The organism is Microtetraspora glauca (genome assembly GCF_040656155.1).
In the GTDB taxonomy this organism is placed as follows: Bacteria; Actinomycetota; Actinomycetes; order Streptosporangiales; family Streptosporangiaceae; genus Microtetraspora; species Microtetraspora glauca.
On sequence record NZ_JBFALK010000020.1, the window covers coordinates 175,664 to 201,198 of the forward strand.

24 protein-coding genes and 2 pseudogenes are annotated in these 25,535 nt (G+C 71.9%); 10 read left to right on the top strand and 16 right to left on the bottom strand.

Annotated features, from left to right (window positions below):
- Positions 1-5: 5 nt before the first annotated feature.
- Both AB0I59_RS31735 and AB0I59_RS31740 read right to left on the bottom strand, forming a co-directional pair.
- Positions 6-1,220 carry an acyl-CoA dehydrogenase family protein gene (locus AB0I59_RS31735; RefSeq protein WP_358138704.1) on the bottom strand — a complete coding sequence of 405 codons (1,215 nt, stop codon included), beginning with the start codon at positions 1,218-1,220 and terminating at the stop codon, positions 6-8.
- 3 nt (positions 1,221-1,223) lie between these two features.
- Positions 1,224-2,174, bottom strand: coding sequence for a phosphotransferase family protein (locus AB0I59_RS31740; RefSeq protein WP_061258804.1), 951 nt, complete (start codon positions 2,172-2,174; stop codon positions 1,224-1,226).
- A gap of 93 nt (positions 2,175-2,267) precedes the next feature.
- Here AB0I59_RS31740 and AB0I59_RS31745 point away from each other — a divergent pair, with 93 nt between their 5' ends.
- A complete protein-coding gene (locus AB0I59_RS31745; RefSeq protein ID WP_358138707.1) occupies positions 2,268-2,849 on the top strand; it encodes a GNAT family N-acetyltransferase in 582 nt (193 codons plus the stop codon).
- 5 nt (positions 2,850-2,854) lie between these two features.
- On the opposite strand, the gene AB0I59_RS31750 is transcribed toward AB0I59_RS31745, so the two are convergent.
- Positions 2,855-3,418 carry a TetR/AcrR family transcriptional regulator gene (locus tag AB0I59_RS31750; protein WP_358138709.1) on the bottom strand — a complete coding sequence of 188 codons (564 nt, stop codon included), beginning with the start codon at positions 3,416-3,418 and terminating at the stop codon, positions 2,855-2,857.
- 82 nt (positions 3,419-3,500) lie between these two features.
- On the opposite strand from AB0I59_RS31750, the gene AB0I59_RS31755 reads away from it, so the two are divergent.
- Positions 3,501-4,649 (top strand): FAD-dependent monooxygenase, encoded by a 1,149-nt coding sequence (locus tag AB0I59_RS31755; protein WP_358138711.1) that lies wholly within the window; start codon positions 3,501-3,503, stop codon positions 4,647-4,649.
- Here the strand turns inward: AB0I59_RS31755 and AB0I59_RS31760 are convergent.
- Together AB0I59_RS31760 and AB0I59_RS31765 are read right to left on the bottom strand one after the other, a co-directional pair.
- Complete coding sequence (locus tag AB0I59_RS31760; RefSeq protein ID WP_061258808.1) at positions 4,624-5,493, bottom strand: DMT family transporter; 870 nt, start codon at positions 5,491-5,493, stop codon at positions 4,624-4,626. The two genes, AB0I59_RS31755 and AB0I59_RS31760, sit on opposite strands and share 26 nt — an antisense overlap.
- Positions 5,494-5,595: 102 nt before the next feature.
- Positions 5,596-5,955: a VOC family protein gene (locus AB0I59_RS31765; protein ID WP_061258845.1), complete on the bottom strand. Its 360-nt coding sequence runs from the start codon at positions 5,953-5,955 to the stop codon at positions 5,596-5,598.
- Between the two features lie 143 nt (positions 5,956-6,098).
- Between AB0I59_RS31765 and secA2 the strand changes: the two genes are divergently transcribed.
- On the top strand, positions 6,099-8,366 hold the full coding sequence (gene secA2 / locus AB0I59_RS31770; RefSeq protein ID WP_435831137.1) for an accessory Sec system translocase SecA2: 2,268 nt from the start codon (positions 6,099-6,101) through the stop codon (positions 8,364-8,366).
- A gap of 14 nt (positions 8,367-8,380) precedes the next feature.
- Here the strand turns inward: secA2 and AB0I59_RS31775 are convergent, their stop codons facing one another.
- From AB0I59_RS31775 to AB0I59_RS31785, 3 genes are all read right to left on the bottom strand, one after another.
- Positions 8,381-9,667, bottom strand: a complete 1,287-nt coding sequence (locus AB0I59_RS31775) for a lanthionine synthetase LanC family protein (RefSeq protein ID WP_358138714.1) — start codon at positions 9,665-9,667, stop codon at positions 8,381-8,383.
- Positions 9,668-9,753: 86 nt separating this feature from the next.
- Positions 9,754-11,505, bottom strand: coding sequence for a SulP family inorganic anion transporter (locus tag AB0I59_RS31780; protein WP_435831138.1), 1,752 nt, complete (start codon positions 11,503-11,505; stop codon positions 9,754-9,756).
- Between the two features lie 120 nt (positions 11,506-11,625).
- Positions 11,626-13,452: a bifunctional copper resistance protein CopD/cytochrome c oxidase assembly protein gene (locus tag AB0I59_RS31785; protein WP_358138716.1), complete on the bottom strand. Its 1,827-nt coding sequence runs from the start codon at positions 13,450-13,452 to the stop codon at positions 11,626-11,628.
- A 174-nt stretch (positions 13,453-13,626) separates the two neighbouring features.
- On the opposite strand from AB0I59_RS31785, the gene AB0I59_RS31790 reads away from it, so the two are divergent.
- Positions 13,627-14,181 carry a hypothetical protein gene (locus AB0I59_RS31790; protein ID WP_061258847.1) on the top strand — a complete coding sequence of 185 codons (555 nt, stop codon included), beginning with the start codon at positions 13,627-13,629 and terminating at the stop codon, positions 14,179-14,181.
- A gap of 107 nt (positions 14,182-14,288) precedes the next feature.
- A complete protein-coding gene (locus AB0I59_RS31795) occupies positions 14,289-15,029 on the top strand; it encodes a YcnI family copper-binding membrane protein (RefSeq protein WP_061258812.1) in 741 nt (246 codons plus the stop codon).
- Here AB0I59_RS31795 and AB0I59_RS31800 read toward each other — a convergent pair.
- Both AB0I59_RS31800 and AB0I59_RS31805 read right to left on the bottom strand, forming a co-directional pair.
- Positions 15,021-17,294: an FdhF/YdeP family oxidoreductase gene (locus AB0I59_RS31800; RefSeq protein WP_358138719.1), complete on the bottom strand. Its 2,274-nt coding sequence runs from the start codon at positions 17,292-17,294 to the stop codon at positions 15,021-15,023. The genes AB0I59_RS31795 and AB0I59_RS31800 overlap by 9 nt on opposite strands.
- A 106-nt stretch (positions 17,295-17,400) precedes the next feature.
- Entirely contained in the window at positions 17,401-18,144 is a 744-nt protein-coding gene (locus tag AB0I59_RS31805) for a nucleoside/nucleotide kinase family protein (protein WP_358138721.1), read from the bottom strand.
- A 127-nt stretch (positions 18,145-18,271) separates the two neighbouring features.
- On the opposite strand from AB0I59_RS31805, the gene AB0I59_RS31810 reads away from it, so the two are divergent.
- A complete protein-coding gene (locus tag AB0I59_RS31810; protein WP_061258849.1) occupies positions 18,272-19,093 on the top strand; it encodes an SAM-dependent methyltransferase in 822 nt (273 codons plus the stop codon).
- 6 nt (positions 19,094-19,099) lie between these two features.
- Here the strand turns inward: AB0I59_RS31810 and AB0I59_RS31815 are convergent, their stop codons facing one another.
- Positions 19,100-20,215, bottom strand: coding sequence for a winged helix DNA-binding domain-containing protein (locus AB0I59_RS31815; protein WP_358138723.1), 1,116 nt, complete (start codon positions 20,213-20,215; stop codon positions 19,100-19,102).
- Positions 20,212-20,802, bottom strand: coding sequence for an alpha/beta fold hydrolase (locus AB0I59_RS31820; protein WP_358138725.1), 591 nt, complete (start codon positions 20,800-20,802; stop codon positions 20,212-20,214). The genes AB0I59_RS31815 and AB0I59_RS31820 overlap by 4 nt, the downstream gene beginning before the upstream one ends.
- Positions 20,803-20,865: 63 nt before the next feature.
- On the opposite strand from AB0I59_RS31820, the gene AB0I59_RS31825 reads away from it, so the two are divergent.
- Positions 20,866-21,825, top strand: coding sequence for a helix-turn-helix transcriptional regulator (locus AB0I59_RS31825; RefSeq protein WP_061258816.1), 960 nt, complete (start codon positions 20,866-20,868; stop codon positions 21,823-21,825).
- A gap of 16 nt (positions 21,826-21,841) precedes the next feature.
- Here the strand turns inward: AB0I59_RS31825 and AB0I59_RS31830 are convergent, their stop codons facing one another.
- Positions 21,842-22,372 carry a 2'-5' RNA ligase family protein gene (locus AB0I59_RS31830; RefSeq protein WP_358138727.1) on the bottom strand — a complete coding sequence of 177 codons (531 nt, stop codon included), beginning with the start codon at positions 22,370-22,372 and terminating at the stop codon, positions 21,842-21,844.
- Between the two features lie 100 nt (positions 22,373-22,472).
- On the opposite strand from AB0I59_RS31830, the gene AB0I59_RS31835 reads away from it, so the two are divergent.
- Positions 22,473-23,102, top strand: a complete 630-nt coding sequence (locus AB0I59_RS31835) for a GNAT family N-acetyltransferase (RefSeq protein WP_061258818.1) — start codon at positions 22,473-22,475, stop codon at positions 23,100-23,102.
- A gap of 72 nt (positions 23,103-23,174) precedes the next feature.
- On the opposite strand, the gene AB0I59_RS31840 is transcribed toward AB0I59_RS31835, so the two are convergent.
- Both AB0I59_RS31840 and AB0I59_RS31845 read right to left on the bottom strand, forming a co-directional pair.
- Positions 23,175-23,324: a hypothetical protein gene (locus AB0I59_RS31840; RefSeq protein WP_358138729.1), complete on the bottom strand. Its 150-nt coding sequence runs from the start codon at positions 23,322-23,324 to the stop codon at positions 23,175-23,177.
- Between the two features lie 5 nt (positions 23,325-23,329).
- Positions 23,330-24,139 (bottom strand): FAD-dependent monooxygenase, encoded by an 810-nt coding sequence (locus tag AB0I59_RS31845; RefSeq protein WP_358138731.1) that lies wholly within the window; start codon positions 24,137-24,139, stop codon positions 23,330-23,332.
- Between the two features lie 77 nt (positions 24,140-24,216).
- Between AB0I59_RS31845 and AB0I59_RS31850 the strand changes: the two are divergent.
- A pseudogene (locus AB0I59_RS31850) lies at positions 24,217-24,327 on the top strand (TetR family transcriptional regulator); the annotation flags it as partial.
- A gap of 24 nt (positions 24,328-24,351) precedes the next feature.
- Positions 24,352-24,720: an SbtR family transcriptional regulator gene (locus AB0I59_RS31855; RefSeq protein ID WP_358138742.1), complete on the top strand. Its 369-nt coding sequence runs from the start codon at positions 24,352-24,354 to the stop codon at positions 24,718-24,720.
- Between the two features lie 132 nt (positions 24,721-24,852).
- Here the strand turns inward: AB0I59_RS31855 and AB0I59_RS31860 are convergent.
- Positions 24,853-25,159 (bottom strand): annotated as a pseudogene (locus tag AB0I59_RS31860) (IS5/IS1182 family transposase); the annotation flags it as partial.
- Between the last annotated feature and the right edge of the window lie 376 nt (positions 25,160-25,535).

Genomic DNA, 25,535 nt, shown 5'->3' on the forward strand with positions numbered 1-25,535 from the left:
TCCCTCTACTCAGCGGGGCTCATGTGCTTCTTGAGCTCCCGGTACGCCAGGGAACGCTTGTGCACCTCGTCCGGTCCGTCGGCGAACCGCAGGGTCCTGGCTCCCGCCCACAGGGCCGCGAGCGGGAAGTCCTGGCTGACGCCGCCTCCGCCGTGCGCCTGGATGGCCTTGTCGAGGATCCACTCGACCGTGACCGGCGTCGCGATCTTGATGGCCTGGATCTCGGTGTGGGCTCCGCGGTTGCCCACGGTGTCCATCAGCCAGGCCGTTTTCAGCACGAGCAGCCGGAGCTGCTCGATCTTCACCCGGGACTCCGCGATCCAGTCCTGGACCACCCCCTGCTGGGCGATCGGCTTGCCGAACGCCGTACGTGCCAGCGTGCGGCGGCACATCATCTCGACCGCGCGCTCGGCCATGCCGATCAGGCGCATGCAGTGGTGGATCCGGCCGGGCCCGAGGCGGGCCTGGGCGATCGCGAACCCGCCGCCCTCCTCGCCGATCAGGTGGTCGGCGGGCACCCGTACGTCCTCGAAGAGGATCTCGGCGTGGCCGCCGTGGTCGGCGTCGTCGTAACCGAAGACCGTCATCCCCCGCCGGACCGTCAGCCCGGGAGTGTCGCGCGGGACCAGGACCATGCTCTGCCTGCGGTGCGACGGCGCTTCCGGGTCGGTCTGCCCCATCACGATGAAGACGGCGCAGTTCGGGTTCATCGCGCCGGTGATGAACCACTTGCGGCCGTTGACGACGTACTCGGCGCCGTCCCGGGTGATCGACGTGGAGATGTTGGTCGCGTCGGAGGAGGCGACGTCGGGCTCCGTCATCGCGAAGGCGGACCGGATACGGCCGTCGAGCAGCGGCTCCAGGTACCGCTCGCGCTGCCAGTCGCTGCCGAACTGCGCGAGCAACTCGATGTTGCCGGTGTCCGGCGCGGCGCAGTTGGTGGCCGCGGGGGCGATGGCCGGGGACCTCCCCATCACCTCGGCGAGCGGGGCGTACTGGAGGTTCGTGAGGCCCGCGCCCTCCTCGCCGGGCAGGAAGAGGTTCCACAGGCCGCGGCGGCGCGCCTCGGCCTTCAGGCCCTCCAGCACCGGCGGCGGGGACCAGCCTCCGGCGGCCGCCTGCTCGGCGAAGACGGGCTCGGCGGGATAGACGCACTCGTCCATGAACGCGGTCAGCCGCTCGCGCAGCTCCAGCGTGACGTCGTCGAACCCGAAATCCATCGGTCAGACCTCCATGAGTCCACGGGCGACCAGCGGGGCCACCTGGTCTCCGATCTCGGCGAAGCCGTCGCCGACCGTGAGCCCCTTGGTGTACCGGAAATGGATGCCCTCGGCGATCACCGCGAGCTTGAAGCAGGCGAGCCCCACGTACCAGCCGAGCCGGGACAGGTCACGGCCGGACACGGCCGCGTAGTGGCCGGCCAGCTCCCGCGAGTCGGCCACGCCGGAGTTGCGGCCGCTGTCGAGTGTGGCGAACTCGCCGTACAGCAGGAACAGCGCGAGGTCGGTGAGCGGGTCGCCGAGCGTCGACATCTCCCAGTCGAGGACCGCCCTGACCCGGCCGCCCGCGATGAGGGTGTTCCCGAGCTTGAAGTCGCCGTGGACGATCGCCGGCGAGCCGGACTCTGGCACGGCGCGCGCGAGCCGGGCGTACAGGTCGTCGATGCCCGGCACCTCGCGGCTGCGCGATGCGTCGAGCTGGCGCTTCCACCGGCCGACCTGGCGTTCGAGGAAGCCGTCCGGCCTGCCGAAGTCGCCGAGGCCGACGCTGTCCGGGGCGATCGAGTGCAGCGTGGCCAGCACCGCGATCAGGTCACGCGCGATCTCCGGGGTTACCGGCGGCTGGCCGCCCTCGACGTACTCCATGACGTAGAAGGGCGCGCCGACGACGTCGGGGTCCTGGCAGAGGTGGTAGGTCACGGGCACCGGGACGCCGGTGTCCCGGAGCGCGGTCATGACGCGGTACTCCCTGCCCATGTCGTGCGCCGTGGCGAGGACGTGGCCCAGCGGCGGGCGGCGCACCACGTACGTCCGCGCCTGGTCGCGCACGACGTAGGTCAGGTTGGACTTGCCTCCGTGGATCACCTCGGCGCGCAGCGGTCCGCGGGTCAGGCCCTCACCTTCCAGGTGGCGGGAGAGGCGGGCGAGGTCCAGGCCGGGCGGGTCTGCGTTCACGCCTGGAAGCGTACCGACCAGACGGTATGTGTGTCGACACCGCGTGCCCGACCTTCCCGCGGCGGCGCGGCCCGAGGTCGCTAACCTGCACGCATGACAGCGAAGATGCCCCAACCCGTCGTGCTCGATGGCGATGTCGTCCGGCTTGAGCCGATCACCCTCGACCACGCGCCCGACCTGCTCGCGGCGCTGGGCGGCGACGAGGAGGTCTGGCGGTGGCGGCCGGGCGCCATGCCCCGGTCGGAGGCCGACATGCGGCACATGATCCTCCGGTTGCGCGACGATCCGGAGACCACCCAGTTCGCCGTGATCCTCAAGGAGACCGGGCGGGCGGTCGGCTCCACCGGTTTCTGGAACGTGAGCGGCTTCGACGGCAGCGTGGAGATCGGCTCGACGTGGTACGGCCGGGCGTACTGGCGCACCGGGGTGAACACCGAGTGCAAGATCCTCCTGCTGGACCACGCCTTCGGCTCGCTGGGCCTCAACCGGGTCGTGCTCAAGACCGACATCCTCAACCTGCGGTCCCGCGCGGCGATCGAGCGGATCGGCGGCGTGCTGGAGGGCATCCTTCGGCGGCAGTACCGCCGGGCCGACGGCACCTGGCGGGACAGCCCCTACTATTCGATCCTCGACGACGAGTGGCCCGCCAACCGGGCCTGCCTCATCTCGCGCTGACGGCCCTACGGAGCGTTTCCCGAGAAGACGCCCCGGAGGAACTCGGTGAAGGCCGCGCGCAGATCGTCGAGACTGGGGGTGGATCCCGCCCCCACCACCGCGTCGAACTGGATGCCCTCGGCGTACGCCACCGCCTGGCGGCCGTGCCGTACGGGGTCGGAGGACCCGGCGGCGGCGAACAGCGCGACGGCGGGCTCGCGGAATCCGCGCCCGGCCTGGTCGTAGATCTCGCGCAGTTCGGGCCTGCGGGTCGCCTCCAGGGCCAGCTCATAGCGCGCGATCGTGACGTGCCGGTCGCGGTGCAGAGCGCGATGCATCATCTGCGCCAGCGTCTCCACCAAACCGCCCGGCTCCGGCGACAGGTCGGAGAAGATCGCCTGCTCGAGCTCGGTGAGCCGGGCCAGGGTGAGCGCGAGGAGCGCGGCCCGGGTGCGGGCATGGTTGGACGTCGATCCCGCGGGCAGCCCGGCCGCCTCGTCGACCGCCCGATGGGTGAGCCCGCGCATTCCCCGCTCGGCCAGGATCTCGATGGCCGCGTCCGCGATGCGCGTCACCCGCTGGTTCGACATGCCTGGATACTACAGCCGTAGTCGCCCTCACTACAGCCGTAGTATGCTCGGACTACAGATGTAGTGAGCGACGGAGGCTGTCATGGGCGACGCGTTGGTGATCGGTGCGGGGATCGGCGGGCTGACGGCGGCGGCCGCCCTGGCCACGCGGGGCTGGACGGTGACGGTGTGCGAGCGGGCGCCCTCGGTCGAGCCCGTCGGCTCCGGTTTGGCGATCGCGCCCAACGCGCTGCGGGCGCTGGACACGATCGGCATCGGCGACCGGTTGCGCGAACTCGCGGCGCTGCAGGGCGTGGCCGGCATACGCCGCACCTCCGGCGGCTGGCTGTCCCGCACCAGCGCCGAGGCCGCCCAGGCGCGGTACGGCGACCCGATCGTGCTCCTGCGCCGCGCGACGGTCGTGGAACTGCTCACCGGCCTGCTCCCGCCCGGCGCGCTGCGCCTGAACACCGCCGTCCACGACGTGGACGCCTCCTCGGGGCGGGTGCGCACCGACGCGGGTGAGCTGCGAGCGGACCTCGTCGTCGCCGCCGACGGCATCCGCTCGGCGGTACGCCGTGCCCTCTTCCCCGGTCACCCGGAGCCGGTCTATTCGGGCGTGACGGCCTGGCGGTTCATCGTTCCCGGCAGCGGGGCCACCGCAGCCGAGACATGGGGCCGCGGGCTGGTCTTCGGCGTCATGCCGCTGGCCGGTGACGAGGTGTACTGCTACGCCACCGCGGCCGTCCCGTCGGGGTGGGGCCACGCGGACCCGGCGGAGGAGAAGGCCGAGCTGCTGCGACGGTTCCGGACCTGGCACGCCCCGATCCCCGCGCTGGTGGAGCGCGCCGACCCGGCGCGGGTGATACGCAGCGACGTCTTCTCCATGGAAACGCCGCTCCCCGCGTTCCATCGGGGTCGGGTCGCGCTGCTCGGCGACGCCGCCCACCCGATGACGCCGAACCTGGGCCAGGGGGCCTGCCAGGCGATCGAGGACGCGATCGTCCTGGCGCACCATGCGAGCGACTGCGCGTCCGTCGAGGACGGCCTCGCCGCCTACACCCGCGACCGGCTGCCCAGGACCACGGCGATCGTCCGGCGCTCCGCCTCGATCACCCGGCTGACCCGGCTGACGGGCCCGGCCACCGTCTTCGCGCGCGACACGGTGCTCTCCCTCGCGGGACTGACCGGGCCGACCGCCGCCCTGCGGCAGGCGGACGCGGTGTTCAACTGGCGGCCGCCGACGAGCTGACCGGGACGGCGGCGGGCGCCTTGCGGGAATGGTCCGGCGCCAGCCGCCCCAGCGTCACGGTGCCGCCGATCAGGACGGCCGCGGCCAGCAGCGCCGGGAGCACCTGCCCGGCGCCGGTCGGCAGCGACTCTCCGAGGAGGATGGCTCCCGCGAGGACCGAGGTGATGGGGTCGATCACCTGGACCCCGGCGTAGGCGATGCCGAAGTAGCCAACGGCGTACGACTTCTGCAGCAGGACCACGGCGCACACGAGCAGCACGGGGATCGCCAGCGTGAACCAGTGCAGCAGCCGGGAGAGGTCGCCGTGCAGCCCGCCGCCCACGACCCGGACGAAGGTGGACACCGTGGCGGTGACCGAGCCGGCGCCCACCGCCATCGCCAGCGCCTTGGCCGGCCCACGCAGGAACCGGGCGACGCCGAAGCTGACCGCCACGATCACGCCGACGCATCCGATCAGGCCGAGCGCGGCCCCGTCGGAGAGCGACGGCGTGACATTGTGCGCGGGCACCAGCAGCATGAGGCCGAGCAACCCGGCCGCCACCGCGACGGAGCCGATGATCTCGGCCTTGTGCGGCCGCCTGCCGTGGAGCATGGCCGCGAACGGCACCGCGAAGACCAGCGTCGCGACGCTGACCGGCTGCACCGCGACCAGCGGCGCCATGCTCAGCGCCACCGCGTGCAGGCTGGCGCCGGTGAAGCCGATGATCCCGCCGATCCACCAGCGCGGACGCCTGACCAGCTGGAGCGTGGCTCCATCGCGGACCGCCTCGAACTGCTGCAGGGCCGCGCCCAGCGCGTATCCGAGCGCGCCGACCAGGGCGATGATCACTCCCGCCCAGATCATGGGCACCGGCCGGGGAGTCGTTCAACGTGCGATGTCACCACGTCAGCTTAGGGACAAAATCAACTTCCCCCGCCACCCCCGGGAGCGCGGCCTTCCGGGAGGTCAGGATCTTTCCGGGCAGACGCAGAACAGGTGTCCCTCCGGATCGGCGAGGACGACCCATCCGTCGCCCGGCTGGAACTCCGGCTTGCTCGCCCCGAGATCGATGTACTCCTGGACCGCCTTGGCCACGTCGGGGACGCGGAAGTCGAGGTGGAACTGCTTGTCCGGGCCGGGCCACGAACCGGGCTTCCGGTCGGGGATCCGCTGGAAGTAGATGCTGGTGGTCCCGTCGCCGATCCCGGCGTACTCCTCCTCGGCGTACTGGACCTCGAAGCCGGTGATCTGGGAATAGAAGTCGGCGAGCCGCTTCGGCTCGGCGCAGTCGATGGTCACGGCGATCAGTTTCGCGATGGTCGTCATGGCGTTCACTCTGCCCGCTATACCTGTCAGGTCGTGTCATGAACGTTTCGCAATGGGATGATCGTTGCGTTTGAATGGCACCGGGAAACCGGACAGAGGGAACCCAGTCCGGCAAACAACTCGTTGGAGCAGGCATGGCCTGGATGCCGCAGATGATCAGACGCTTCCTCGAAAAGCCGGGAAGCGTCGATCTGACGCGGTTCCAGGCGGTCGTCACCGAGGCGGCACGACTGGAAGCCGAGGTGGAGTCGCGCGCCGAGCTGACACCCCCGGAGGGGCACACCGTCGGCACCGCCGAGTTCTGCGCGGTGGTCCGGGAGGCGGCCCGGCGGACCCTCGGGGAGCGCCCGTACGACGTGCAGCTCATGGGCATGCTGGCCCTGCTGGACGGCAACGTCGCCGAGATGGCGACCGGCGAGGGCAAGACCCTGTCGGGAGCGCTGGCCGCGGCCGGGTTCGCGCTGCGGGGCAGGCGGGTCCACGTGATCTCGGTCAACGACTACCTGGCCAGGCGGGACGCCGAGTGGATGGGGCCGCTGTACGAGTCGCTCGGCCTCACCGTCGGCTGGATCGGCGAGAGCTCCACCCCTGAGGAGCGGCGCGCGGCGTACTCCCGGGACGTGACGTACGCGGCGGTCAGCGAGCTCGGGTTCGACGTGCTCCGCGACCGGCTGCGCACCGACCCGGCCGACCTCCTGGTCCCGGCGCCGGAGGTCGCGCTCGTCGACGAGGCGGACTCGGTGCTGGTGGACGAGGCCCGCGTGCCGCTGATCCTCGCCGGGGCCGCCGACCCCGGCCAGGCCGCGCCCGAGATGGCCGCCCTGGTACGGAGGCTGTCCCGGGGCTACCACTTCGAGATCGACGACGAGGGACGCAACGTCTTCCTCACCCCCAAGGGCACCGACACGGTGGAGAAGGCCCTGGGCATCGACCTCTACGACCACCCGGGCACGGTGACCGAGGTCAACCTCGCGCTGCACGCGCACGCGCTGCTCACCCGGGACGTGGACTACATCGTCAGGGACGGCAGGGTCCACCTGATCAATCCGTCGCGGGGGCGGGTCGCGCTGCTGCAGCGCTGGCCGGACGGCCTCCAGGCGGCCGTCGAGGCCAAGGAGCGGCTGGCGCCGTCGGAGACCGGGGAGATCCTCGACTCGATCACGATCCAGGGCCTCCTCACCCGCTATCCCGAAATATGCGGCATGACGGGTACGGCGGTGGCCGTCGGCGACCAGCTCCGCGAGTTCTACGACCTGAAGGTGGCGGTCATCCCGCCCAACCGCCCCTGCGTCAGGGCGGACGAGCCGGACCGGATCTTCGCCGACTCCGACGACAAGGTCCGGGCGATCGTCGAGGAGATCGCCGCCCAGCACGCCACCGGCCGTCCGATCCTGGTCGGCACCCTGGACGTCGCCGAGTCCGAGCGCCTGGACCTGCGGCTGCGCGCGCGGGGCCTCACTCCCGTCGTGCTCAACGCCAAGAACGACGCGGAAGAGGCCGCGATCATCGCCCGCGCCGGGGCGCGCGGCGCGATCACCGTGTCCACCCAGATGGCCGGGCGCGGCACCGACATCCGCCTCGGCGGCGTGGGTACGACCGACGACCAGTCGGAACGGCTGATCAAGGATCTCGGCGGCCTGTACGTGATCGGCACCGGCCGCCACGACAGCAGCCGGCTCGACGACCAGCTCCGGGGGCGCTCGGGACGGCAGGGCGACCCCGGCGGCTCGGTGTTCTTCGTCAGCGGCGCCGACGAGCTGCTCACCGCCTACGCCCCGGACCTGGCGCTACCCGCCGCCGACCCCGACGGCGTCGTACGGCACCCGCACGGCGGGTGGACGGTGGGCCACGCGCAGCGGGTCGCCGAAGGCGTCCACCTGGAGATCCACCGGAACACCTGGCGCTACACCCGGCTGCTCGAACGGCAGCGGGCCCAGCTCCTCGAGCAGCGTGACCGGATCCTGCACGGCGACGCGGGGGGCCGGGCGCTCGCGGCCGCCTGCCCCGAGCGGTACGCCGAGCTGTGCGCGTCCGCCGGGGAGGCAGCCGTCGAGCGGGCCGCCCGCCAGATCGTGCTCTACCACCTGGACCGCTGCTGGACCGAGCACCTCGCCCACATGGCGGACGTCCGCGAGGGCATCCACCTTCGGGCGCTCGGCCGGCTCAACCCGCTCGACGAGTTCAACCGCGAGGCCGTCCCCGCCTACCGGCGGCTGCTCGACGAGATCGGACGGCGGTCGAAGGAGACGTTCGAGACCGTGGACGTCAGCCGTGACCTGGCCGACCAGGGGCTGGGACGGCCCACGGCGACGTGGACGTATCTGGTCCAGGACAACCCGTTCGGCTCGGAGTGGGACCGCGTCCTCTCGCGGGTCGCCTCCGCGCTGAAGGGCCGCCGCCCCAGGCGTTGATCCCCCCGTGGCGCTTACGAGGACTCGCGCAGCAGCGCGGCGGGCACGGGGATCGCGGGAAACGGGTTGTCCGGAAGCATGATGAGGCGGCGGGGCGAGCTCGCCTGCCCCGCCGCGTCCAGGTGCAGGAGCGCCGCGCCGATCCCCGCGGCGCCGACCATGTAGCCGGTGTCCGCGGTGACCTCCCACGGCCGCAGCCGCCGATACGCCTGGTACCAGCGGTATCCCCTGCCGTCGTGCCCGGTCGCGCGGCCGATGAGGTTGCCGGCGAGGGACCGGGCGAAGTCGAGGTGCGCCTCGCGTCCCGTGGCGGCCCACAGGCCGACGAACAGTTCGAGGAGCCCGGCCGTGCCGCAACACTGGCAGGCCACGTTCCAGTAGCCGGCCGTCTGCCGCCCCGGCACGCCGCTCTGGACGATGCCGTGCGCCAGCCGCTCGACCCAGTCGAGGTCGCCGGGGTCACCGGTCACGCGGTACAGCTCGTAGAACATCCGGGCCACGCCCGCGGAGCCGGAGCAGAAACCGAGGTAGTGCAGCCCTCGCCCCTGGGGGACGTGGTGCGGCACGAAGGCGCACCTGTCGGTGACCACGCTGACCGTGCGGACGAAGTCCGCGCCCCGGCGGGCGGCCGCGAGGTATCGCTCGTCGCGGGTCACTCCGTACAGGCGGGCCAGCAGGAACGCCGTCCCCGCGGTGCCGGACAGGAACCCGGGGGTGACGGCGTCGGTGGGCAGGCCGGCGCACGAGTCGCCGCCGAAGCGGTGGCCGGGCACCGCCAGCCCGGCGATGCGCTCACCCGCCGCCACGGCGACCTCCTCGTACAGCGGGACGCCGAGCATCCCGGCGGCGTGCAGCAATCCGAGGACGATCCCGCCGTCGCCGCGCTGGGCGGGATCGCCGGTCCAGCCGACGCCGCCGTCCATCCGGCGTACGGCGTGGGCGAGGTGGTCGGCCCCCGCGCGGGCCGCCGCGCCGATCCGCTCGTCGCCGGTCGCCCATCCGGCCTCGCCCAGGGCGAAGACCACGCCCGCCAGCCCGTGATAGAGCGAGAGGTCGGTCCGCTCCCTCCAGGTGGCGGCCAGGTGGAGCGCCCCGGCGCGGGCGTCCTCCAGGTACTCCTCGTGGCCGGTGGCGGCGGCGAGCTCGAGGAAGAACAGCACGATCCCCGCGGCCCCGGAGTACAGCGAGGCCGGGTCGCCCGCCATCGCGGACCGGCCGCGCGGATCGGGATTGGGTTCCCAGTGCCGGCGGTCGGCCGCGGCCGACCGGACCCAGCGCGCCGCCATGATGGCGGCGGTCATCGGCGTCTCCGCGCGCGGTCCAGGGCTCACTGGTGCACCATCCTCTCCGCGACGGCGCTATTCGATAAATCCCTACCAGGATAGTCTTAAATTGGCGCCTGCGCACGATCCCCCAGAAGGGGTGATCCGGTGGGCGGGTTCAGCAGTTTACGGGCACAGGTGATCGCGGCGGGCGTGTCGGAGAAGACCAGGCCGTCCCTCCGAAGGTGATCGGCGACGCCGAGCGCGGCGAGCACCTGGTCGTGCCCCTGGCGGATGCCGGACAGCAGCACGGTGATGCCCCGGCGCTCCAGCCTGGTGATCACGTCACCGAGCACGCTCGCTCCGGTGGCGTCGATGGTGGACACGCGGGACATGCGCAGGATGACCACGCGTACGTCGGCGACCTCCGACAACTCCAGCAGGAACCGATGCGCGGCGCCGAAGAACAGCGGACCGTCGAAGCGGTAGGCCACGATGTGCTCGCCGAGCAGCCGCCGCTCCTCGGCATCCTGATCGGCGGCGTGGTCGGCGGCATGGTCGGCGGCGTCACCCTGATCGCCTTCCAGCGGCACCCGCTCGACCCGGACGCTGCGCGCCACCGCGCGCAACGCGAGCACGATCGCGACGCCCACACCCACCATCACGGCGGTGACCAGGTCGAGGGCGACCGTGACGGCGAAGGTCAGGACCATCACGACGGCGTCGCTCCGGGTGGATCGGGCGATGGCCCGCAGGGAGCCGACCTCGACCATCCGTACGGTGGTCGCGAGCAGGACCCCGGCCAGCGCCGCGAGCGGGATCCTCCCGACCAGTCCCCCGGCGGTGAACACGATCACGGCGAGCACGGCGGCGTGGGTCAGCGCGGACACGCGCGAGCGTGCGCCCGACCGCACGTTGACCGCCGTGCGCGCGATCGCGGCGGTCGCGGGGATGCCGCCGAACAACGGGGCGGCCAGGTTCGCGATGCCCTGGCCGAACAGTTCCCGATCGGGGTCGTGCCGCTCGCCCACGCTCATCGCGTCCGCGACCGACGCGCACAGGAGGCTCTCCAGCGCGGCGAGCGCGGCGACGGCGAGGGCCGGGGCCAGCAGGGCGCTGAAGGCGCCGGGGTCGGCGAAGCCGAGGGACGGCGCGGGCAGCCCCGCGGGCAGCGCGCCGATGCGTGCGACGTCCAGCCCGGTGATCTGCGCGACCACGGTGGCCGCCACCACCGCGAGGAGCGAGAACGGCACCGCGGGCCGGTAGCGTGCCCCCACCAGCATCGCCCCCGCGACCGCGAGCGCCATGAGCGGCGCCGCGGGATGCGGATCGCCCGCGAACCGGGCGGCGGCGTCGGCCGCCACCTGCCAGACCCGGTCGCCCGTGGCGCTGGCGACGCCCAGCGCGGCGGGGATCTGCTGGAGGGCGATCACGACAGCGATGCCCGCCGTGAACCCCTCAATGACCGGCATCGGCATATAGCGGGCGAACCGCCCCACCCGGGCGACCGCGAGGGCGACAAGCACGACCCCGGCCAACAACCCCACCATGAGGACACCGTCCGCGCCGTACTGCCGCATGATCGGGACCAGGACGACCGTCATCGCCCCGGTCGGGCCGGACACCTGGAGGTTGCTGCCGCCGAAGACGGCGGCCAGCGCGCCCGCCACCACCGCCGTGGCCAGGCCGGCCTGGGCGCCGAGCCCGGAGCTGACCCCGAACGCGAGGGCGAGCGGCAGGGCGACCACGGCCACCGTGAGCCCGGCGATCAGGTCGCGTCCCGGACTGCGGCGCGCCTGCTTCCAGTCGGCGCGTGTGGGGAGCAGTCCCCCGACCCTGGTCATGGCAGGACGCAGCCCGCGCAGGAGCGCGGCCATGGTCTGACGGCGGAGCACCGGCATAGAGTGGTCCTCAATTGAAGAATTTTTCACATCATCATACGTTCACCACTCCTGTGGCCGGTGACGGATGCGCGTACGGATCGGGTACGGCCCGGGTCATCCACCCTTCTGATCCGCGAGGCGGCGCCGGGCGGCCCGGCTCCGGCCCAGCAGCAGCGCCAGCAGCACGATGATCACGGCCAGGGAGATCCCGGGGCCGAGCAGCGCGCCGAACCGCTGGTCCCCCGCGCGCTCGGGCGCCCAGGGCAGGTCGAGCAGCGCGTACCAACCCGCGCCCTGGGGCGGCCCGGTGAACAGCAGCAAGGCGATCCAGACCTGCACGGCGGCCGCGCCGAGCAACGTCCGGACACGGATCGACACACCGATCGCCCGGGGCAGCGGATCGACGCCGAGTGCCACCGCGAAGAACAGCGTCCCGGTCACCACGACGACGGCCTGCGCCACCAGCCGTACGGCCAGGCTGGACTGGGCCAGGTCGAAGCAGCCGGTGAGATAGAGGAGCAGGTACGGCGCGGCGTAGAGGCCCAGAGCGGTCAGCGGATGGGACAGCGGCCGGGAGACGACCGCGAGGCGGAGGGACAGCGGGGCGCCCAGAGCGAGCAGGGCCGGTCCCGCCGTCCCCACCAGCGCGTACTGCGCCGCGTGGCCGGAGAAGACGGCGGGCCCGTACGCGGCCACCCCTCCGGCCAGGCCGTACAGCAGGACAAGGGAGCCGATCAGCCAGGCGACGGTCCGGCCTGCGGGCCATCCGCCGGCGAGCCGCCGCACCCGGACCAGGTAGGCGACCGCCGCTCCCACGACGGCGAACAGCACGATCGGGTCCGGCCGGATCACGGTGAGCAGACCGCCGGGCGTGAACGGCGCGAGGACGTAGCCGAGCAACTCGTGCTGGTGCCCGACGCCGCCCGACGCCTCCGGTGGCGCCGTCCGCGACAGCGCCACCGCGAGGCCCAGCGTCGCGGCCATCACCCCGATCTCGCCCGTCGCCAGCCGGAGGAAGGGCCGGGAGCCGCCACCGCTCGACAGCGCCACGATGGTCCGGCGACGGTGCCGCCATCCGAACCAGCCGAGCGCGGCCAGCGCGGCGATCTTGGCGAGGACCAGCAGGCCGTACCGGGACTGCCAGAGCTGGGTCGGATCCCCGACCCGGATCCAGGCGTTGACCAGCCCCGAGAATCCGGCGGCCGTGAAGCAGCAGAGGGCGAGGGCGCTGAACCTCCGCACCGCGGCCACCGGTCCGCGCAGCCGCGTGACCAGGCCGTACAGGCCGCCGACCCACAGCGTGACCGCGGCGATGTGCAGCATCAGGCTGGAGACCGCGAGGTTGTGGTCCGCGGCCGAGGCCGAGTGGCCCACGTAGGCCGGAGGCAGCACGGCGAGGACCCCCAGACCGGTCAGTCCGGCGCGTGCCCCCGTGCCCAGCGGCAGGTAGGCCCCGGCGGCGATCACCAGGGCGAGCAGGCCGACCAGCGTGAACGCCTGGCCCTGCGGGATGTGGAACACGAAGGTGGGCAGCACGCCGGAACTCAGCGTCTCGGGCACGGGCAGGGCCAGGAAGTCCGACAGCGTGAGGACCTCGGTGAGCGCCGCGCTCGCCGCCCACCCCAGTGCCCACGGCCCGGCGGAGCGCGCGATCCGGCCCGCCTGCTCCGCCGGCGCCCACAGGGAGACGAGCAGGGTCCCCACCGTCGCGACCGCGCAGACGTCGTGGAGCAGGCGGACGGCCGGGAGTCCCACCATCGTCACCACGTCGGGCGCGGGCAGCCCCTCGATCGCCGGCCGGGGCGTGCCGCCGCCGAACCACAGGGCCAGACCGAGCACGCCGAAGGCCGCGACGGCGAACAGAGCCACGGTCAGCACACCCGGCCCCACATCGGGACGTTCCCGCGGATGCTCCTGGAGACGTGCAGGGGGAAATGTCATGGTTTCCTCGCCACTCAGGGTGTCCTCGCCACGAGATCCGCTCGGGTCCGAGTATGTCCGTACATCTCCTTCAGGACGAGAGCATCACCGCGAAACAGGCCCCCTCCCGCGTACGAGATGAAACCTTCACGGAAGAGCCGGACCGAGGGTTCCCTGTGAGAGCATTTGGGCGTCATGCGTGCCCGCCTCCCCCTGCGTCTCGCCCGCGCCGCCGCCTTCTCGGCCGTCTGCGTGGGTCTCGGCGTGTTCGCGCACAGGTTCGCGGGAGGGGCCGGGCCCACGCCGGGCGCGCTGGCCTTCGGTGGCGCGGCCGTCATGGCGGCGTCCGCCGTACTGGCCGGGCGCGAACGGTCCCGCGAGACCATCACCGGCCTCCTCGCCGGAGCGCAGCTCTTCCTGCACCTGCTGCTCAGCCTCGGCGCCGCGCCGGACGCGGTCGCGGTCCCGCCGCACACGCACCGCCTCGGCGTGGACGTCGGCATGCTCGTCGCGCACCTCACCGCCACCCTGATCACCGGGTGGTGGCTGGCCCGCGGCGAGACGGCGTTGTGGTCCCTGCTCCGCAGGCTCGGCGCGTCCGCGCTTCGCCTGCTGGTCGCCGGGAACCTGCCCCCAGCGCCGGTCGTCCCGCTCGGCGGGATCACGGCCGCCGTCCCCGTCCGCCGGGCCGGCCGGCTACTCAGGCACGCGGTGGTACGGCGCGGCCCACCGGTTTTCCCCGTTTTCTGACGTTCCGCGCGCGACCGCGACCTCTACCTCCCGGACCGGGTACCCGTCCCGTCCGGCCTGCGGCTCGCGCTCTTCCGGCAATCACGCAGACGACTGGAGAACCTCCCATGACACTGAGCACCGCAGCTCGCCGCACCGTGGCCGTCACCGCCGGTGCCCTCGCCCTCACGCTGGGCCTCGCCGTACCCGCTCTCGCCCATGTGACCGTCAACCCCGGAACCGCGGTGAAGGGCTCCTGGTCCAAGCTCGCGTTCCGCGTCCCGAACGAGCGGGACAACGCCTCCACCACCAAGGTCGAGGTGGAGTTCCCGACCGACAACCCGCTGCCCTTCGTGTCCGTACGGCCGGTTCCGGGCTGGGACGTGAAGGTGACCCAGGGCAAGCTCCCGGCTCCCGTGATGTCCGACTCGGGCGACACCATCACCGAGTCGGTCCTGAAGATCACCTGGACCGGCGGGAAGATCGACCCGGGCCAGTTCCAGGAGTTCGAGGCGTCGGTCGGCCCGCTGCCCACCAAGGTGGACGAGCTGACGTTCCCGACCGCCCAGACCTACTCGGGCGGCGAGGTCGTGAAGTGGGCCGACCCCGCCAAGGCGGACGGTTCCGAGCCGGACCACCCGGCTCCGACCCTGAAGCTGGTCGCCGCGGGCGACGACACGGCCGGTGGCCACACGGCGTCGTCCCCGTCCGCCGCCGCGCCGTCGGTCGCCGCCGTGAGCGACGCGGCGGCGTCGTCATCGGACGCGTCCGACGGCACCGCGCGGCTCATCGGCGCGATCGGGATCGTCGTCGGTCTCGCCGGCACCGCCGTCGGCGTGGCGGGGCTGCGCCGTTCCCGGTCACAGTGACGACCGGCTGAGCCGTACCACGACGCTCTTCGACGTGGGGGTGCCCGAGGTCTCGGCGACCGAGTCCAACGGCACCAACACGTTGGTCTCGGGGAAGTACGCGGCGCAGCACCCGCGCGCGGTCGGGTAGGCGATCACGCGGAACGCCTCGGCCCGGCGTTCGCCGTCGGGCCACTCGCTGGTCAGGTCCACCATGTCGCCGTCGGCCAGGCCGCGTTCCGCGAGGTCGTCCGGGTGGGCGAAGACGACGCGCCTACCGCCGCGCACGCCGCGGTAGCGGTCGTCCATGCCGTAGATCGTGGTGTTGTACTGGTCGTGGCTGCGCACGGTCTGCAGCAGCAGCCGCCCCTCGGGGACGCGCAGCACCTCCAGGGTGTTCACGGTGAAGTTGGCCCTGCCGGTCGCCGTGGGGAAGCGCCGCTCGTCGCGCGGCGCGTTGGGCAGCGCGAACCCGTCCAGCGCTCGGGCGTTGAAATCGTCGAACCCCGGGATCACCCGCTCGATCCGGTCGCGGATCGCGCCGTAGTCGGCCGCGAACTCCTCCCACGGCACGTGGTCGTCCCGGCCGAACAGCTCGCGGGCCAGCCGGCAGACGATCTCCACCTCCGGAAGCAGGTGCGGCGAGGCCGGCCGCAGTCGTCCGCGCGAGGCGTGGACCATGCCCATGGAGTCCTCGACGGTGACGAACCTGTCGCCGTCCTGTTCCGTACGGCCCAGCGTGGGCAGGATCAGCGCCTCCTCGCCGCACACGGCGTGCGAGCGGTTCAACTTGGTCGACACCTGGACGGTGAGCCTGGCCCCGCGCATCGCGGCCTCGGTCACCTCCGTGTCGGGCGTGGCGGCGACGAAGTTGCCGCCCATCGCGAAGAACACCTTGGCCTGCCCGGCGCGCAGCGCCCTGATCGCCTCCACGGTGTCGTACCCGTGGTGCCGGGGCGGCTCGAAGCCGAACTCGTCCCTGATCGCGTCGAGGAACGCCTTCCCCGGCTTCTCGTAGATGCCCATGGTGCGGTCGCCCTGGACGTTCGAGTGGCCGCGCACCGGGCAGACGCCCGCGCCCGGTCGCCCGACGTTGCCACGCAGCAGGAGGAAGTTGACCACCTCGCGGATCGTGGCCACCGAGTTCTTGTGCTGGGTGAGGCCCATCGCCCAGCAGACGATCACGGACTTCGCCGCGAGCACGTCCGTGGCGGTCTCCTCGATCGCGGCCCGGTCCAGCCCGGTCGCCTCGGCCACCTCGGCCCAGTCGAGGTCGCGCAGGCTCGCCGCCCAGTCCTCGAACCCGTGGGTGTGCTCCTCGACGAACCGCTTGTCGATGACACTGCCGGGGGCGGCCTCCTCGGCGTCGAGCAGCAGCCGGGACAGCCCCTGGAAGAGCGCGAGGTCGCCGTTGAGCCGGATCTGCAGGAAGCGGTCCGCCAGGGTCGTGCCGCGCCCGACCATCCCGGACGCGCGCTGCGGGTTCTTGAAGCGCAAGAGCCCGGCCTCGGGCAGCGGGTTCACCGCGATGATCCGCGCGCCGTTCCGCTTGGCCTTCTCCAGGGCCGACAACATGCGGGGATGGTTCGTGCCGGGGTTCTGCCCGACCACGAAGACGAGGTCGGCGCGGTGCAGGTCCTCGAGCGACACCGTGCCCTTGCCGATGCCCAGGGTCTCGTTGAGCGCGGAGCCGCTGGACTCGTGGCACATGTTGGAGCAGTCGGGCAGGTTGTTCGTGCCGAACCTGCGGACCAGCAGCTGGTAGACGAACGCGGCCTCGTTCGAGGTGCGGCCGGAGGTGTAGAACAGGGCCTCGTCCGGACCGGCCAGCGCGCGCAGTTCGCGCGCGACGATGGCGAACGCGTCGTCCCAGCTCACCGGCACGTAGTGGTCCGACCCCGCCGGCTTGTGCATCGGCTCGGCGAGCCGCCCCTGCTGGCCCAGCCAGTAGTCCGTACGGCCGGCCAGCTCGTCCACGGAGTGGGCGGCGAAGAACTCGCGGGTGACCCGGCGGGTCGTGGCCTCCTCGGCCACCGCCTTCGCGCCGTTCTCGCAGAACTCCGCCGGGCTGCGGTGGTCGCCCTCCGGCCAGGCGCATCCCGGGCAGTCGAAGCCGTGCTTCTGGTTGACCCTGACCAGGGTGAGGAACGTGCGTCCGGCGCCCATCTGGTCGTAGGACATGCGCAGCGACTTCGCCACCGCCGGGATCCCGGCGGCCCACTCCTTGGGGCGGCCGACCTCCAGGTCCTTCTCGCTGACGTCCTCGTCCGGTGCCTTCCTCGCCACGTCGCGCCTCCCTCTCCCACCATCACGTCACGCCTACCGCGCCGTCCTGCCGGCACGCGCGTGTCGATCAAGGAGAAGATGATCAACGGGGCGCCCGACATCTCGCCTATTGTCCACTACGTCCTGTAGCGCGGCCAAGCCGTCCCGGCGACCAGCCGTCCAAGCGTACGCGCAGGTCAGCACGGTCGGCAGTGGGCCCGACCAGCGCGGCGTTGCGCTCGTCGCTGCCGGTGGCCCACGCCCGAGCCTGCTCCGGCGGCTTGCCGAAGGCCGCGTGCCTGGCGGTCAACCGGTCCAGCCGGAGCGTGTCCGCGACCTCCGCGTACCAGACCTCGTCGAGGAGTGCGCGGACCAGACTCCACGGCTCCTCGTCCAGCAGCAGGTAGTTGCCCTCCGTGATCACCAGAGCGGCGTCCCGGGGGACGGGGACCGCCCCTGCGACCGGCTCCTCGATCGACCGGTCGAACGTCGGCGCGTACACGACCGGCTCCCGCCCGCCTTTGATCCGCTCCAGGAGGGCGACGTATCCCCAGGCGTCGAACGTCTCCGGCGCGCCCTTGCGATCGCGGAGTCCCAGGCCGGTGAGCACCTCATTGCTCAGGTGGAAACCGTCCATGGGGGCGAGCACCGCGACGCCCGGCCGCTCGGCGTTCAGTGCCGCGGTGAGCGCGCCGGCGAGCGTCGACTTGCCCGCTCCGGGCTTTCCGGTGATCCCGAGTACGGCGGGGCGGCCACCCGTACCGGCGGCGCGGACGAGCTCCGTCGCCCGGCGGACCAGGTCCGGCCAGCCGTCCGCGCCGTTCACACCGTCCGCGCCGTTCACACCGTCCGCCTGCTCAGCGACGCCCATGGCACCTCGTCTCCGGATCGTCGGGGGTGACTTGCAGGCTAACCGCTCGCGGGAATCGCCCCCACATATCGGGACGTACCGGCAGGATGTGATCATCCAGCTCCGCGCGCAACAGAAAGGGCCGCCTGTGCCTGACTCCTCCCCCACCGTCCCCGGCCAGGTGCCGTCCAACGGCATCGACACCACGACGGCCCACTCGGCGCGCATCTGGAACTACTGGCTGGGCGGCAAGGACAACTACGCCGTGGACCGCGAGATCGGCGACCAGTTCTGCGGGATCTTCCCCGAAATAGTGGACATCGCGCGGGCCTCCCGCGGCTTCCTGACCCGTGCCGTCGAGTACATGGCCCGGGAGGCGGGCATCCGCCAGTTCCTCGACATCGGCACCGGCCTGCCCACTCACGACAACACCCACGAGGTCGCCCAGCGGGTGGCCCCGGACTCCAGGGTCGTCTACGTGGACAACGACCCGCTGGTGCTGGCGCACGCCCGAGCCCTCCTCGTGGGCCACACCGAGGGCGGCACCGAGTTCATCGACGCCGATCTGCACGATCCGGACAAGATCTTGGCGGCTGCCGGGGAAACCCTGGACCTCACCCGCCCGGTCGGGCTGATGCTGATGAACATCCTGGGGCACGTCGGCGACCTCTCCGAGGCCCGGTCGATCACCGCCCGCCTGCTGGCCGCCCTGCCCTCGGGCAGTCACCTGGCCATCGCCGACGGCACCAACGTGGTCAAGGGCAAGGAGTTCGACGAGGCCATCGCGATCTGGAACGAGGCCGGGTCCGTGGCGTACAACCTGCGCACCCCGGAGCAGATCGCGAGCTTCTTCGACGGCCTGGAACTCGTCGAACCCGGCGTCGTCTCGTGCCCGTACTGGCGGCCCGCCGTCGCGCTGAACCCCGGCCGGGAGGTGGACGAGTTCTGCGCGGTGGGGCGCAAGCCCTGACCCGGGTCACTCACCGAGCGGGGGCAGGATCCGGACGTCGTGCGCCCGAGCGGCGGCGGCGGCGAAGCCGAGCAGCCGGGCGCCCTCCTCCGCGACCGCCTCGGCGTCCCGCCGCGACAGCGCGGCGAACGGCCAGATGTCGAGGACGGCTCCCTCCTTGCCTCGGCTGATCTTCCAGTTCGCGGCGGTGAACCCGTCGACCAGCACGGTGCCGGGGACCAAGCCGTTTTTGACGCGCGAGCGTGTCCTGGCGCACGCCTCGGTGAGGACGCGGCTCCGGTCGGCGTGCGACAGCAGGAGGTTGTCGAAGTCGTACAGGAAGCGCGGCGGCGCCGGCACGTCCTCGCCGGGGCGGGGAGCGTCCGGCAGGTCGAACAGCTCCTGGCCCCGCTCGTCGCGGAACGTGACCAGCCGGGGCCGGAGCCCGTCGATCACCTCGCCGAGGCGGGTCAGCCCGGACCAGGTCTGGACGTCCTTGACCGTGGCCGGCCCGAACGCCCCCAGGTAGCGGAGGATCGTCCTCTCGACGGACGGAGCGGGGTCGAGCGGCCGGCCCAGCCAGGTCTCCGCGGTCGCGTGCCGGGCCTGCCCGCTCGCTCCCCAGATCCCCCTGGGCGGCACCTGGACGAGCGGAGCGAGGTTCCGTACGGCATAGGCGAGCGGGGTGGGCCGCCCCTCCGGGAACCGTTCGTGGAGCAGCGCGCCCAGCTCGGCGGTGGTGCGCGGCCGCTCGTCGAGGAGTTCCCGCGCGGCGGCCACCACCGTGGCGACGTCCAGGCCCGGGGCCGGCCGCATGGTGCCGTTGACGTACAGGTCGCGGTCCATGGCGGGCTGCACCACGGGCCGCAGCGCCAGGCAGTCGTCGGCGGTGACCAGGTGGATCGTCGACCGCATGAGCGCGACGCGCACCAGTTCTCGGCCGGCGAGCAGGTCGGATGCGTGCTCGGGCCGGAATCCCTCGATCCGCGACCACAGCCCGGTGTACCAGCTGTGCGTGGTCTGCGCCTGCATGCCGACGAGATGCTCGACCACGCCGGTCACTGGAAGGTCGTGGCGGCGCAGCAGGAGCTGCCGTTCCAGGGTCGCGCGGTTGAGCGCCCGCCTGCCGAGCACGCTCGTCACGAGAGCTCCCGGAAGAAGCCGCGGATGTCCTCGACGAGGAGCCCGGGCACCTGGTGCGCGGCGTAGTGCCCGCCGCTGTCGTAGGTGTTCCAGGACACGATGTTCTTGTGGTCGCGCTCGGCGAAGCGGCGGATCGACTGGAAGTCGTCCTTGAAGTTGGCCAGGCCGGTCGGGACCGTGGTCGGCTCCTGGGGGTGATCGGCCTTGTCGTCCTCGTAGTAGAAGCGCGCGGCCGAGGCGCTCGTGCCGGTCAACCAGTAGATCATGACGTTGGTGAGGATGAAGTCGTCGCTGACCGCCCCTTCGCCGAAGAGCTGGCCGTTCCAGGCGAGCAGCCCGGCCGGCGAGTCGGCCAGCGCGTGGGCCAGGGTCACGTGCTCGGGAGCGACCCTGCCGACCTCGGGAGAGACGAAGGAGCCGCCGTCGTTGCCTGCCGTGCCGTACCGGTCGTAACCGAGGCGGCGCATCAGCTCGGCCCAGGCGCGGGCGACGCGGTACCGGTTCCAGGCCAGCCGGTCCCGCAGGTCGTCCAGGTCGGCCTCGGGGATGTCGACGCGGAAGGGGCGGATCTCGCTGTTCTCTGCCATGCCGTGAACACTAGACAGCCAATAGGAAGACTTCGTTCCTATTGAACCGGCAGACTGGATGGCATGCTGGAAACCTCGGCGCGGCTGCTGCGCCTCCTGTCACTGTTGCAGACCCCCCGCGACTGGAGCGGCTCGGAGCTGGCCGAACGGTTGTCGGTGAGCACGAGAACGGTCCGCAACGACATCGAGCGCCTACGCACCCTCGGCTACCCCGTGCACGCGACCCGCGGCGCGATCGGCGGTTACCGGCTCGGCGCGGGCGCGGCACTGCCGCCCCTGCTGCTCGACGACGAGGAGGCCGTCGCGGTGGCCGTCGGGCTGCGCACGGCCGCGGGAGGAGGCATCTCCGGCATCGAGGAGACCTCGCTCCGCGCGCTCGCGAAGCTGGAGCAGGTGCTGCCCTCCCGGCTGCGCCGCAGAGTGAACGCGTTGCAGTCGTACACCGTCCCGGTCCGGTGGGGCGACACGAGTCCCCGCGTCGATCCGAACACACTGACCCTGCTGGCCGGGGCCTGCCGCGACCACGAGCGGCTGCGCTTCGACTACCGGGACCATCACGGCACGGCGAGCCCCCGCGCCGTCGAACCGCACCGGCTGGTGAACTGGGGCCGCCGCTGGTACCTGGTGGCGTGGGACATCGACCGGCAGGACTGGCGGACCTTCCGCGTCGACCGGATCGAGCCGCGTACCCCGACCGGGCCCCGGTTCGCTCCCCGGGAGCTGCCGGAGGAGGACGTCGCCGCCTACGTCTCGCGGCGGGTCTCCAGCGCGGCGTGGCGGTACCGCGCCAGGGTCGTCGTGCACGCCCCCGCCGAGGCCGTGGCCGAACGCGTCTGGGAGGCCGTCGGCACGGTCGAGGCGGTGGACGAGCGGACCTGCGTACTCGACACCGGGTCCGACTCCCTCGAAACCCTCGCCGTCTATCTGGGCATGCTGGGATTCGACTTCAGTGTCACGGAACCGCCCGAGCTCGTCGCCCATCTCCGCGACCTGGCCGACCGCTATCGGCGTGCCACGCCGTGACGGCGGGCGCGCCGCGTCAGCGCAGCGGGAACACGGCGTGCTGGTGCCACCTCTCCCCGTCGAAGACCTCCAGCGACACGGAGCGGGCCCGCGCGACGACCGGGAGCCGGGCGGCGATCTCCACCTCGATCGCGTCGAGGTCGTCGCCGTCGGCGACGGTCAGGTGCGGGATCACCTCGTCGAACTGCCCCCGGTACGGCGGGGCTTCCGGCCAGCGCGCCACGACGGCCTCGGTGAGAGCGATGAACCGCCTCTCCGGCTCGGGCACGAGGTACAGGATGCCGGGGAAGCGCCCGCAACGGCCGAACCGCGCCTCGAACGACGGATGAGCGGCGAACAGCTCCCGCAGCTCCGTCACGACCCGCCCGTCGATCCGGGCGTGCTCCAGGAACGGGTAGAGGATCGTGACGTGGGCGGGCACGCCGTACGCCGCCGAGGGGTCGAAGCGCTCGCGCCAGCGGCTGACGATCGGCTCCGCCTCGGGCATCTTGACGATGAGCGAGGTCTCCCCCGCCGCGAACGGTGACGGCGTGCTGCTCGTGGTCACATCGGTCCTCGGAGGTACGACGGTGCGCTCGGCATCCAGAGAGCAACGATAGAAAGAAATGCGGGTGCCGTCATGTCCACTTTCCGGAACAATCCCGGGCATGCGCCACTGGCCGCTTATTGATCTCCGCCTGACGACACCTCGCCTCGAACTCCGGCTGCCTACCCGCGATGACCTGGACCAACTCGCGGACCGCGCCATCGAAGGAGTACACGACCCGGGATTCATGCCGTTCCTGGTCCCTTGGACCGACCGGCCGACCGATGAGCTGCCCGCACAGGTGATCCGGCACCAGCTCGCCTGTCTGGCGAACTGGACGCCCGACAACTGGCGCTGCAACTTCATGGTCGTCCATGAGGGAAAGGTCGTCGGCACCCAAGGGCTGAGAGCGACCGACTTCGCGACGACCCGTGAGGTCAGCACCGGTTCCTGGCTCGGCATGGCGTACCAGGGCAAGGGCATCGGCACCGAGATGCGCGCCGCCGTACTGCATCTGGCCTTCGCGGGACTCGGGGCGGAGAGCGCGACCAGCTCGGCGTTGACCGGCAACGAGGCGTCACTCACCGTCACGCGCAAACTCGGCTACCGGCCCAACGGGTTCGCTTACGTGGCCGTACGCGGCCGGCGGATCGCCGATCAGCGGTTCCGGCTGTTCCGGGAGGACTTCGTCTCTCCCGTGCCCGTCGAGATCCACGGCCTCGACGCCTGCCGCACGGACTTCGGCGCCTGATCCGTAAGCGGTGTGGTCAGCCGTCGCGGATCCTCCTCACCCCGCTGTCGGGCGGCTGCGCCGCGGCACCCGTCACGCGGAATGATCGTGTGCTGGGGCGTACTGCGGCAGCGTCGGCGCCTGCGTCCGGTAGCGCCGCTCGACCGCGGCCGCGGCGCGCAGCAGCGGCAGCCGGGCGACGGCATTGCGCACCGCGATCCCCGTCCGCGTCTTGGGCACCATAAGCTTCACGTTCGGGCCGATCTGCTGCCGCTTGCCGACGAGGCCGCGGTGGCTGTCGTGAAAGCGCGGGAAGGCGATCCGGTGGTCACCGCGGGCGGCGGCCAGCTCTCCGGCGAGCCGGTATGCCCCGACGAGCGCCAGTTCGGCGCCCGCCCCGGAGGCGGGGAGGCGCACCAGGCCGCATCCCCGACGAGGATCACGCGCCCGGCCGACCAGGAGTCCATGCGTACCTGGCTGAGGGCGTCGAAGTAGAAGTCGGGGTCGTCCAGGGCAGCGGCCAGCAGCTCCGGGACGCGCCAGCCGGTCTCGTGCGCGAAGGTCTCGCGTACCAGCCGCTTGTGCGCGCCGACATCGCGGTGGTCGTAGGCGATCGGCGCGGACCGGAAGATGAAGTAGGCCTTGGCCTGGGCGTGGTTGCCGGAGCGGTAGAGGCCCGCCATCCGGCCGGGCCGGTTCAACATGGTGACCCAGCGGTCCTCGCCCAGCGTCCCGTCGGCGTTGGCGAACGCGAAGTAATGGCCGCCGTGCTGGACGAAGTCCGCCTCCGGCCCGAACGCCAGCCGCCGCACCGTGGAATGCAGGCCGTCGGCGCCGACGACCAGGTCGAAGCGGCGGTCGGGGCCGTTCTCGAACGCGACAGTCACGCCGTCGTCGTCCTGTGCGAGGCCCCGGACGGCGTCGCCGAAGACGTGCTCGACGCCTTCGCTCGCCTGATGCACGAGTGCCACCAGATCGCCGCGCATGACCTCGATCTCGCTCGCGCCGGTGACGTCGACCCGGGCGACGACGTGGTCGTGGGCGTCGACGAACTTCATGCCCCGCACGTCGGCGGCGGCCGCGCGGACCTGCGGCGGACGCGGTACGCAACCGGCAGCTCGCCCTCGACGCCGCCACCGCGTTGCTGACCGAGCCGACGACGGCGCTGACGGTCGAGGCGATCGCCAAGCGCGCCGGGCTCGGCGCGGGCACTGTCGTGCGCGCCTTCGGTGGCAAGGACGCCCTGCTCGACGCCGCCGTCTCGGATCTGCTGCGACCCGTCGTCGACCGGGCGAAGGAGCTAACTCGGGAGGCCAAGCCCGAGCGGGCGCTGCGGACGTTCCTGGCCGAACTGATGGACTTCCAGTCGGCGTATCACGGCATCAGCGACGAGCTGCGCGGCCTGGCGGTGCCCGCGACGACCGAGCTGCGCGCGGAACTGGAAAGCGCGGTGCGGGAAATGATCGTCGGCGCGCAGCGGGCCGGGACGATCCGCGCGGACCTGGAGCCGGACATCCTGACCGACCTCATCGGACAGACGGTGTTCGCGATCACGCGGTCCGACGGTGGACTCGCCGACGCCTATCTCACCGTCCTGATGGACGGCCTGCGCCCCGCAAAAACGGAACATGATCACTGAACCATTCCACGCAAGTTCCGCGCAAGGCCAGTGATCGCTGAGCATGGTCATGTGCTGCGGGCGTGGTCGAAGTGCGGGAGGACGAGTGCGGCGGCGACGATCTTGCCGATCCTCCAAGGGTCCAGGCTGACGGCCGTCGATGTTGACGTGGCTGTAGCCGGCGGTCTTGGCCGCCAGCAGCGCCCCGTGCAGGGCTGGGCGCTCGGGCGGCGATCACATCGATGCCCCCGTGCGGGTAGCCGTAGGCGGTGGATTCGCTGATCGCGTTGTCGTGGCCCAGTTGACTCATACGGGTGCCGTCGAGGAACCAGCGCAGGACCAGCACCGCCTGGTCGTGGACCGGCAGTGACCTGGTCTGGGCACGGGTACCTCGCCGCGTCCGCTCAGCGGTCAGCAGGTCGGCCAGGAAGTCCACGGTCTCGTCGCGTACCGGCAGCACCGCGGTGTATGTGACACTCATCGTCGACGCAGAACCTTATGAAGTTGATCTGTAGGAGGACCATCTTCATACGTGGGTTCCGCGTCTTTTCCTTACACCGCAATGATTTCGGCGTGTCACCGACCCCAAACGCGGCCTGGTTACGGGCATCACTCGTCGCTACTCGAAATGACTCAATGAGGTGATCTCAGCGAAATAGTTCGGGCGATTGGGGACTTCTCGGACGCTGTCCGTGGCGTTCCGGACCTTTCGGGAGGAGTCGCCGAAGGCCGGAAACAGAAGCGGAGCCCCCGGTAGAAGAGCTCTCACCACAAGACGCTCAACCCACCGGCAGGCCCCACGTGATTGCTCATCGTGCCACGCTCGATGTCTCCCG

Coding starts and splice junctions, on each gene's coding strand:
- AB0I59_RS31735 (WP_358138704.1), bottom strand. CDS start 1,220: ATGGATTTCGGGTTCGACGACGTCACGCTGGAGCTGCGCGAGCGGCTG.
- AB0I59_RS31745 (WP_358138707.1), top strand. CDS start 2,268: ATGACAGCGAAGATGCCCCAACCCGTCGTGCTCGATGGCGATGTCGTC.
- AB0I59_RS31750 (WP_358138709.1), bottom strand. CDS start 3,418: ATGTCGAACCAGCGGGTGACGCGCATCGCGGACGCGGCCATCGAGATC.
- AB0I59_RS31755 (WP_358138711.1), top strand. CDS start 3,501: ATGGGCGACGCGTTGGTGATCGGTGCGGGGATCGGCGGGCTGACGGCG.
- AB0I59_RS31760 (WP_061258808.1), bottom strand. CDS start 5,493: ATGATCTGGGCGGGAGTGATCATCGCCCTGGTCGGCGCGCTCGGATAC.
- AB0I59_RS31765 (WP_061258845.1), bottom strand. CDS start 5,955: ATGACGACCATCGCGAAACTGATCGCCGTGACCATCGACTGCGCCGAG.
- secA2 (WP_435831137.1), top strand. CDS start 6,099: ATGCCGCAGATGATCAGACGCTTCCTCGAAAAGCCGGGAAGCGTCGAT.
- AB0I59_RS31775 (WP_358138714.1), bottom strand. CDS start 9,667: ATGACCGCCGCCATCATGGCGGCGCGCTGGGTCCGGTCGGCCGCGGCC.
- AB0I59_RS31780 (WP_435831138.1), bottom strand. CDS start 11,505: ATGGCCGCGCTCCTGCGCGGGCTGCGTCCTGCCATGACCAGGGTCGGG.
- AB0I59_RS31785 (WP_358138716.1), bottom strand. CDS start 13,452: ATGACATTTCCCCCTGCACGTCTCCAGGAGCATCCGCGGGAACGTCCC.
- AB0I59_RS31790 (WP_061258847.1), top strand. CDS start 13,627: ATGCGTGCCCGCCTCCCCCTGCGTCTCGCCCGCGCCGCCGCCTTCTCG.
- AB0I59_RS31795 (WP_061258812.1), top strand. CDS start 14,289: ATGACACTGAGCACCGCAGCTCGCCGCACCGTGGCCGTCACCGCCGGT.
- AB0I59_RS31805 (WP_358138721.1), bottom strand. CDS start 18,144: ATGGGCGTCGCTGAGCAGGCGGACGGTGTGAACGGCGCGGACGGTGTG.
- AB0I59_RS31820 (WP_358138725.1), bottom strand. CDS start 20,802: ATGGCAGAGAACAGCGAGATCCGCCCCTTCCGCGTCGACATCCCCGAG.
- AB0I59_RS31825 (WP_061258816.1), top strand. CDS start 20,866: ATGCTGGAAACCTCGGCGCGGCTGCTGCGCCTCCTGTCACTGTTGCAG.
- AB0I59_RS31835 (WP_061258818.1), top strand. CDS start 22,473: ATGCGCCACTGGCCGCTTATTGATCTCCGCCTGACGACACCTCGCCTC.
- AB0I59_RS31840 (WP_358138729.1), bottom strand. CDS start 23,324: ATGGTGCCCAAGACGCGGACGGGGATCGCGGTGCGCAATGCCGTCGCC.
- AB0I59_RS31845 (WP_358138731.1), bottom strand. CDS start 24,139: ATGAAGTTCGTCGACGCCCACGACCACGTCGTCGCCCGGGTCGACGTC.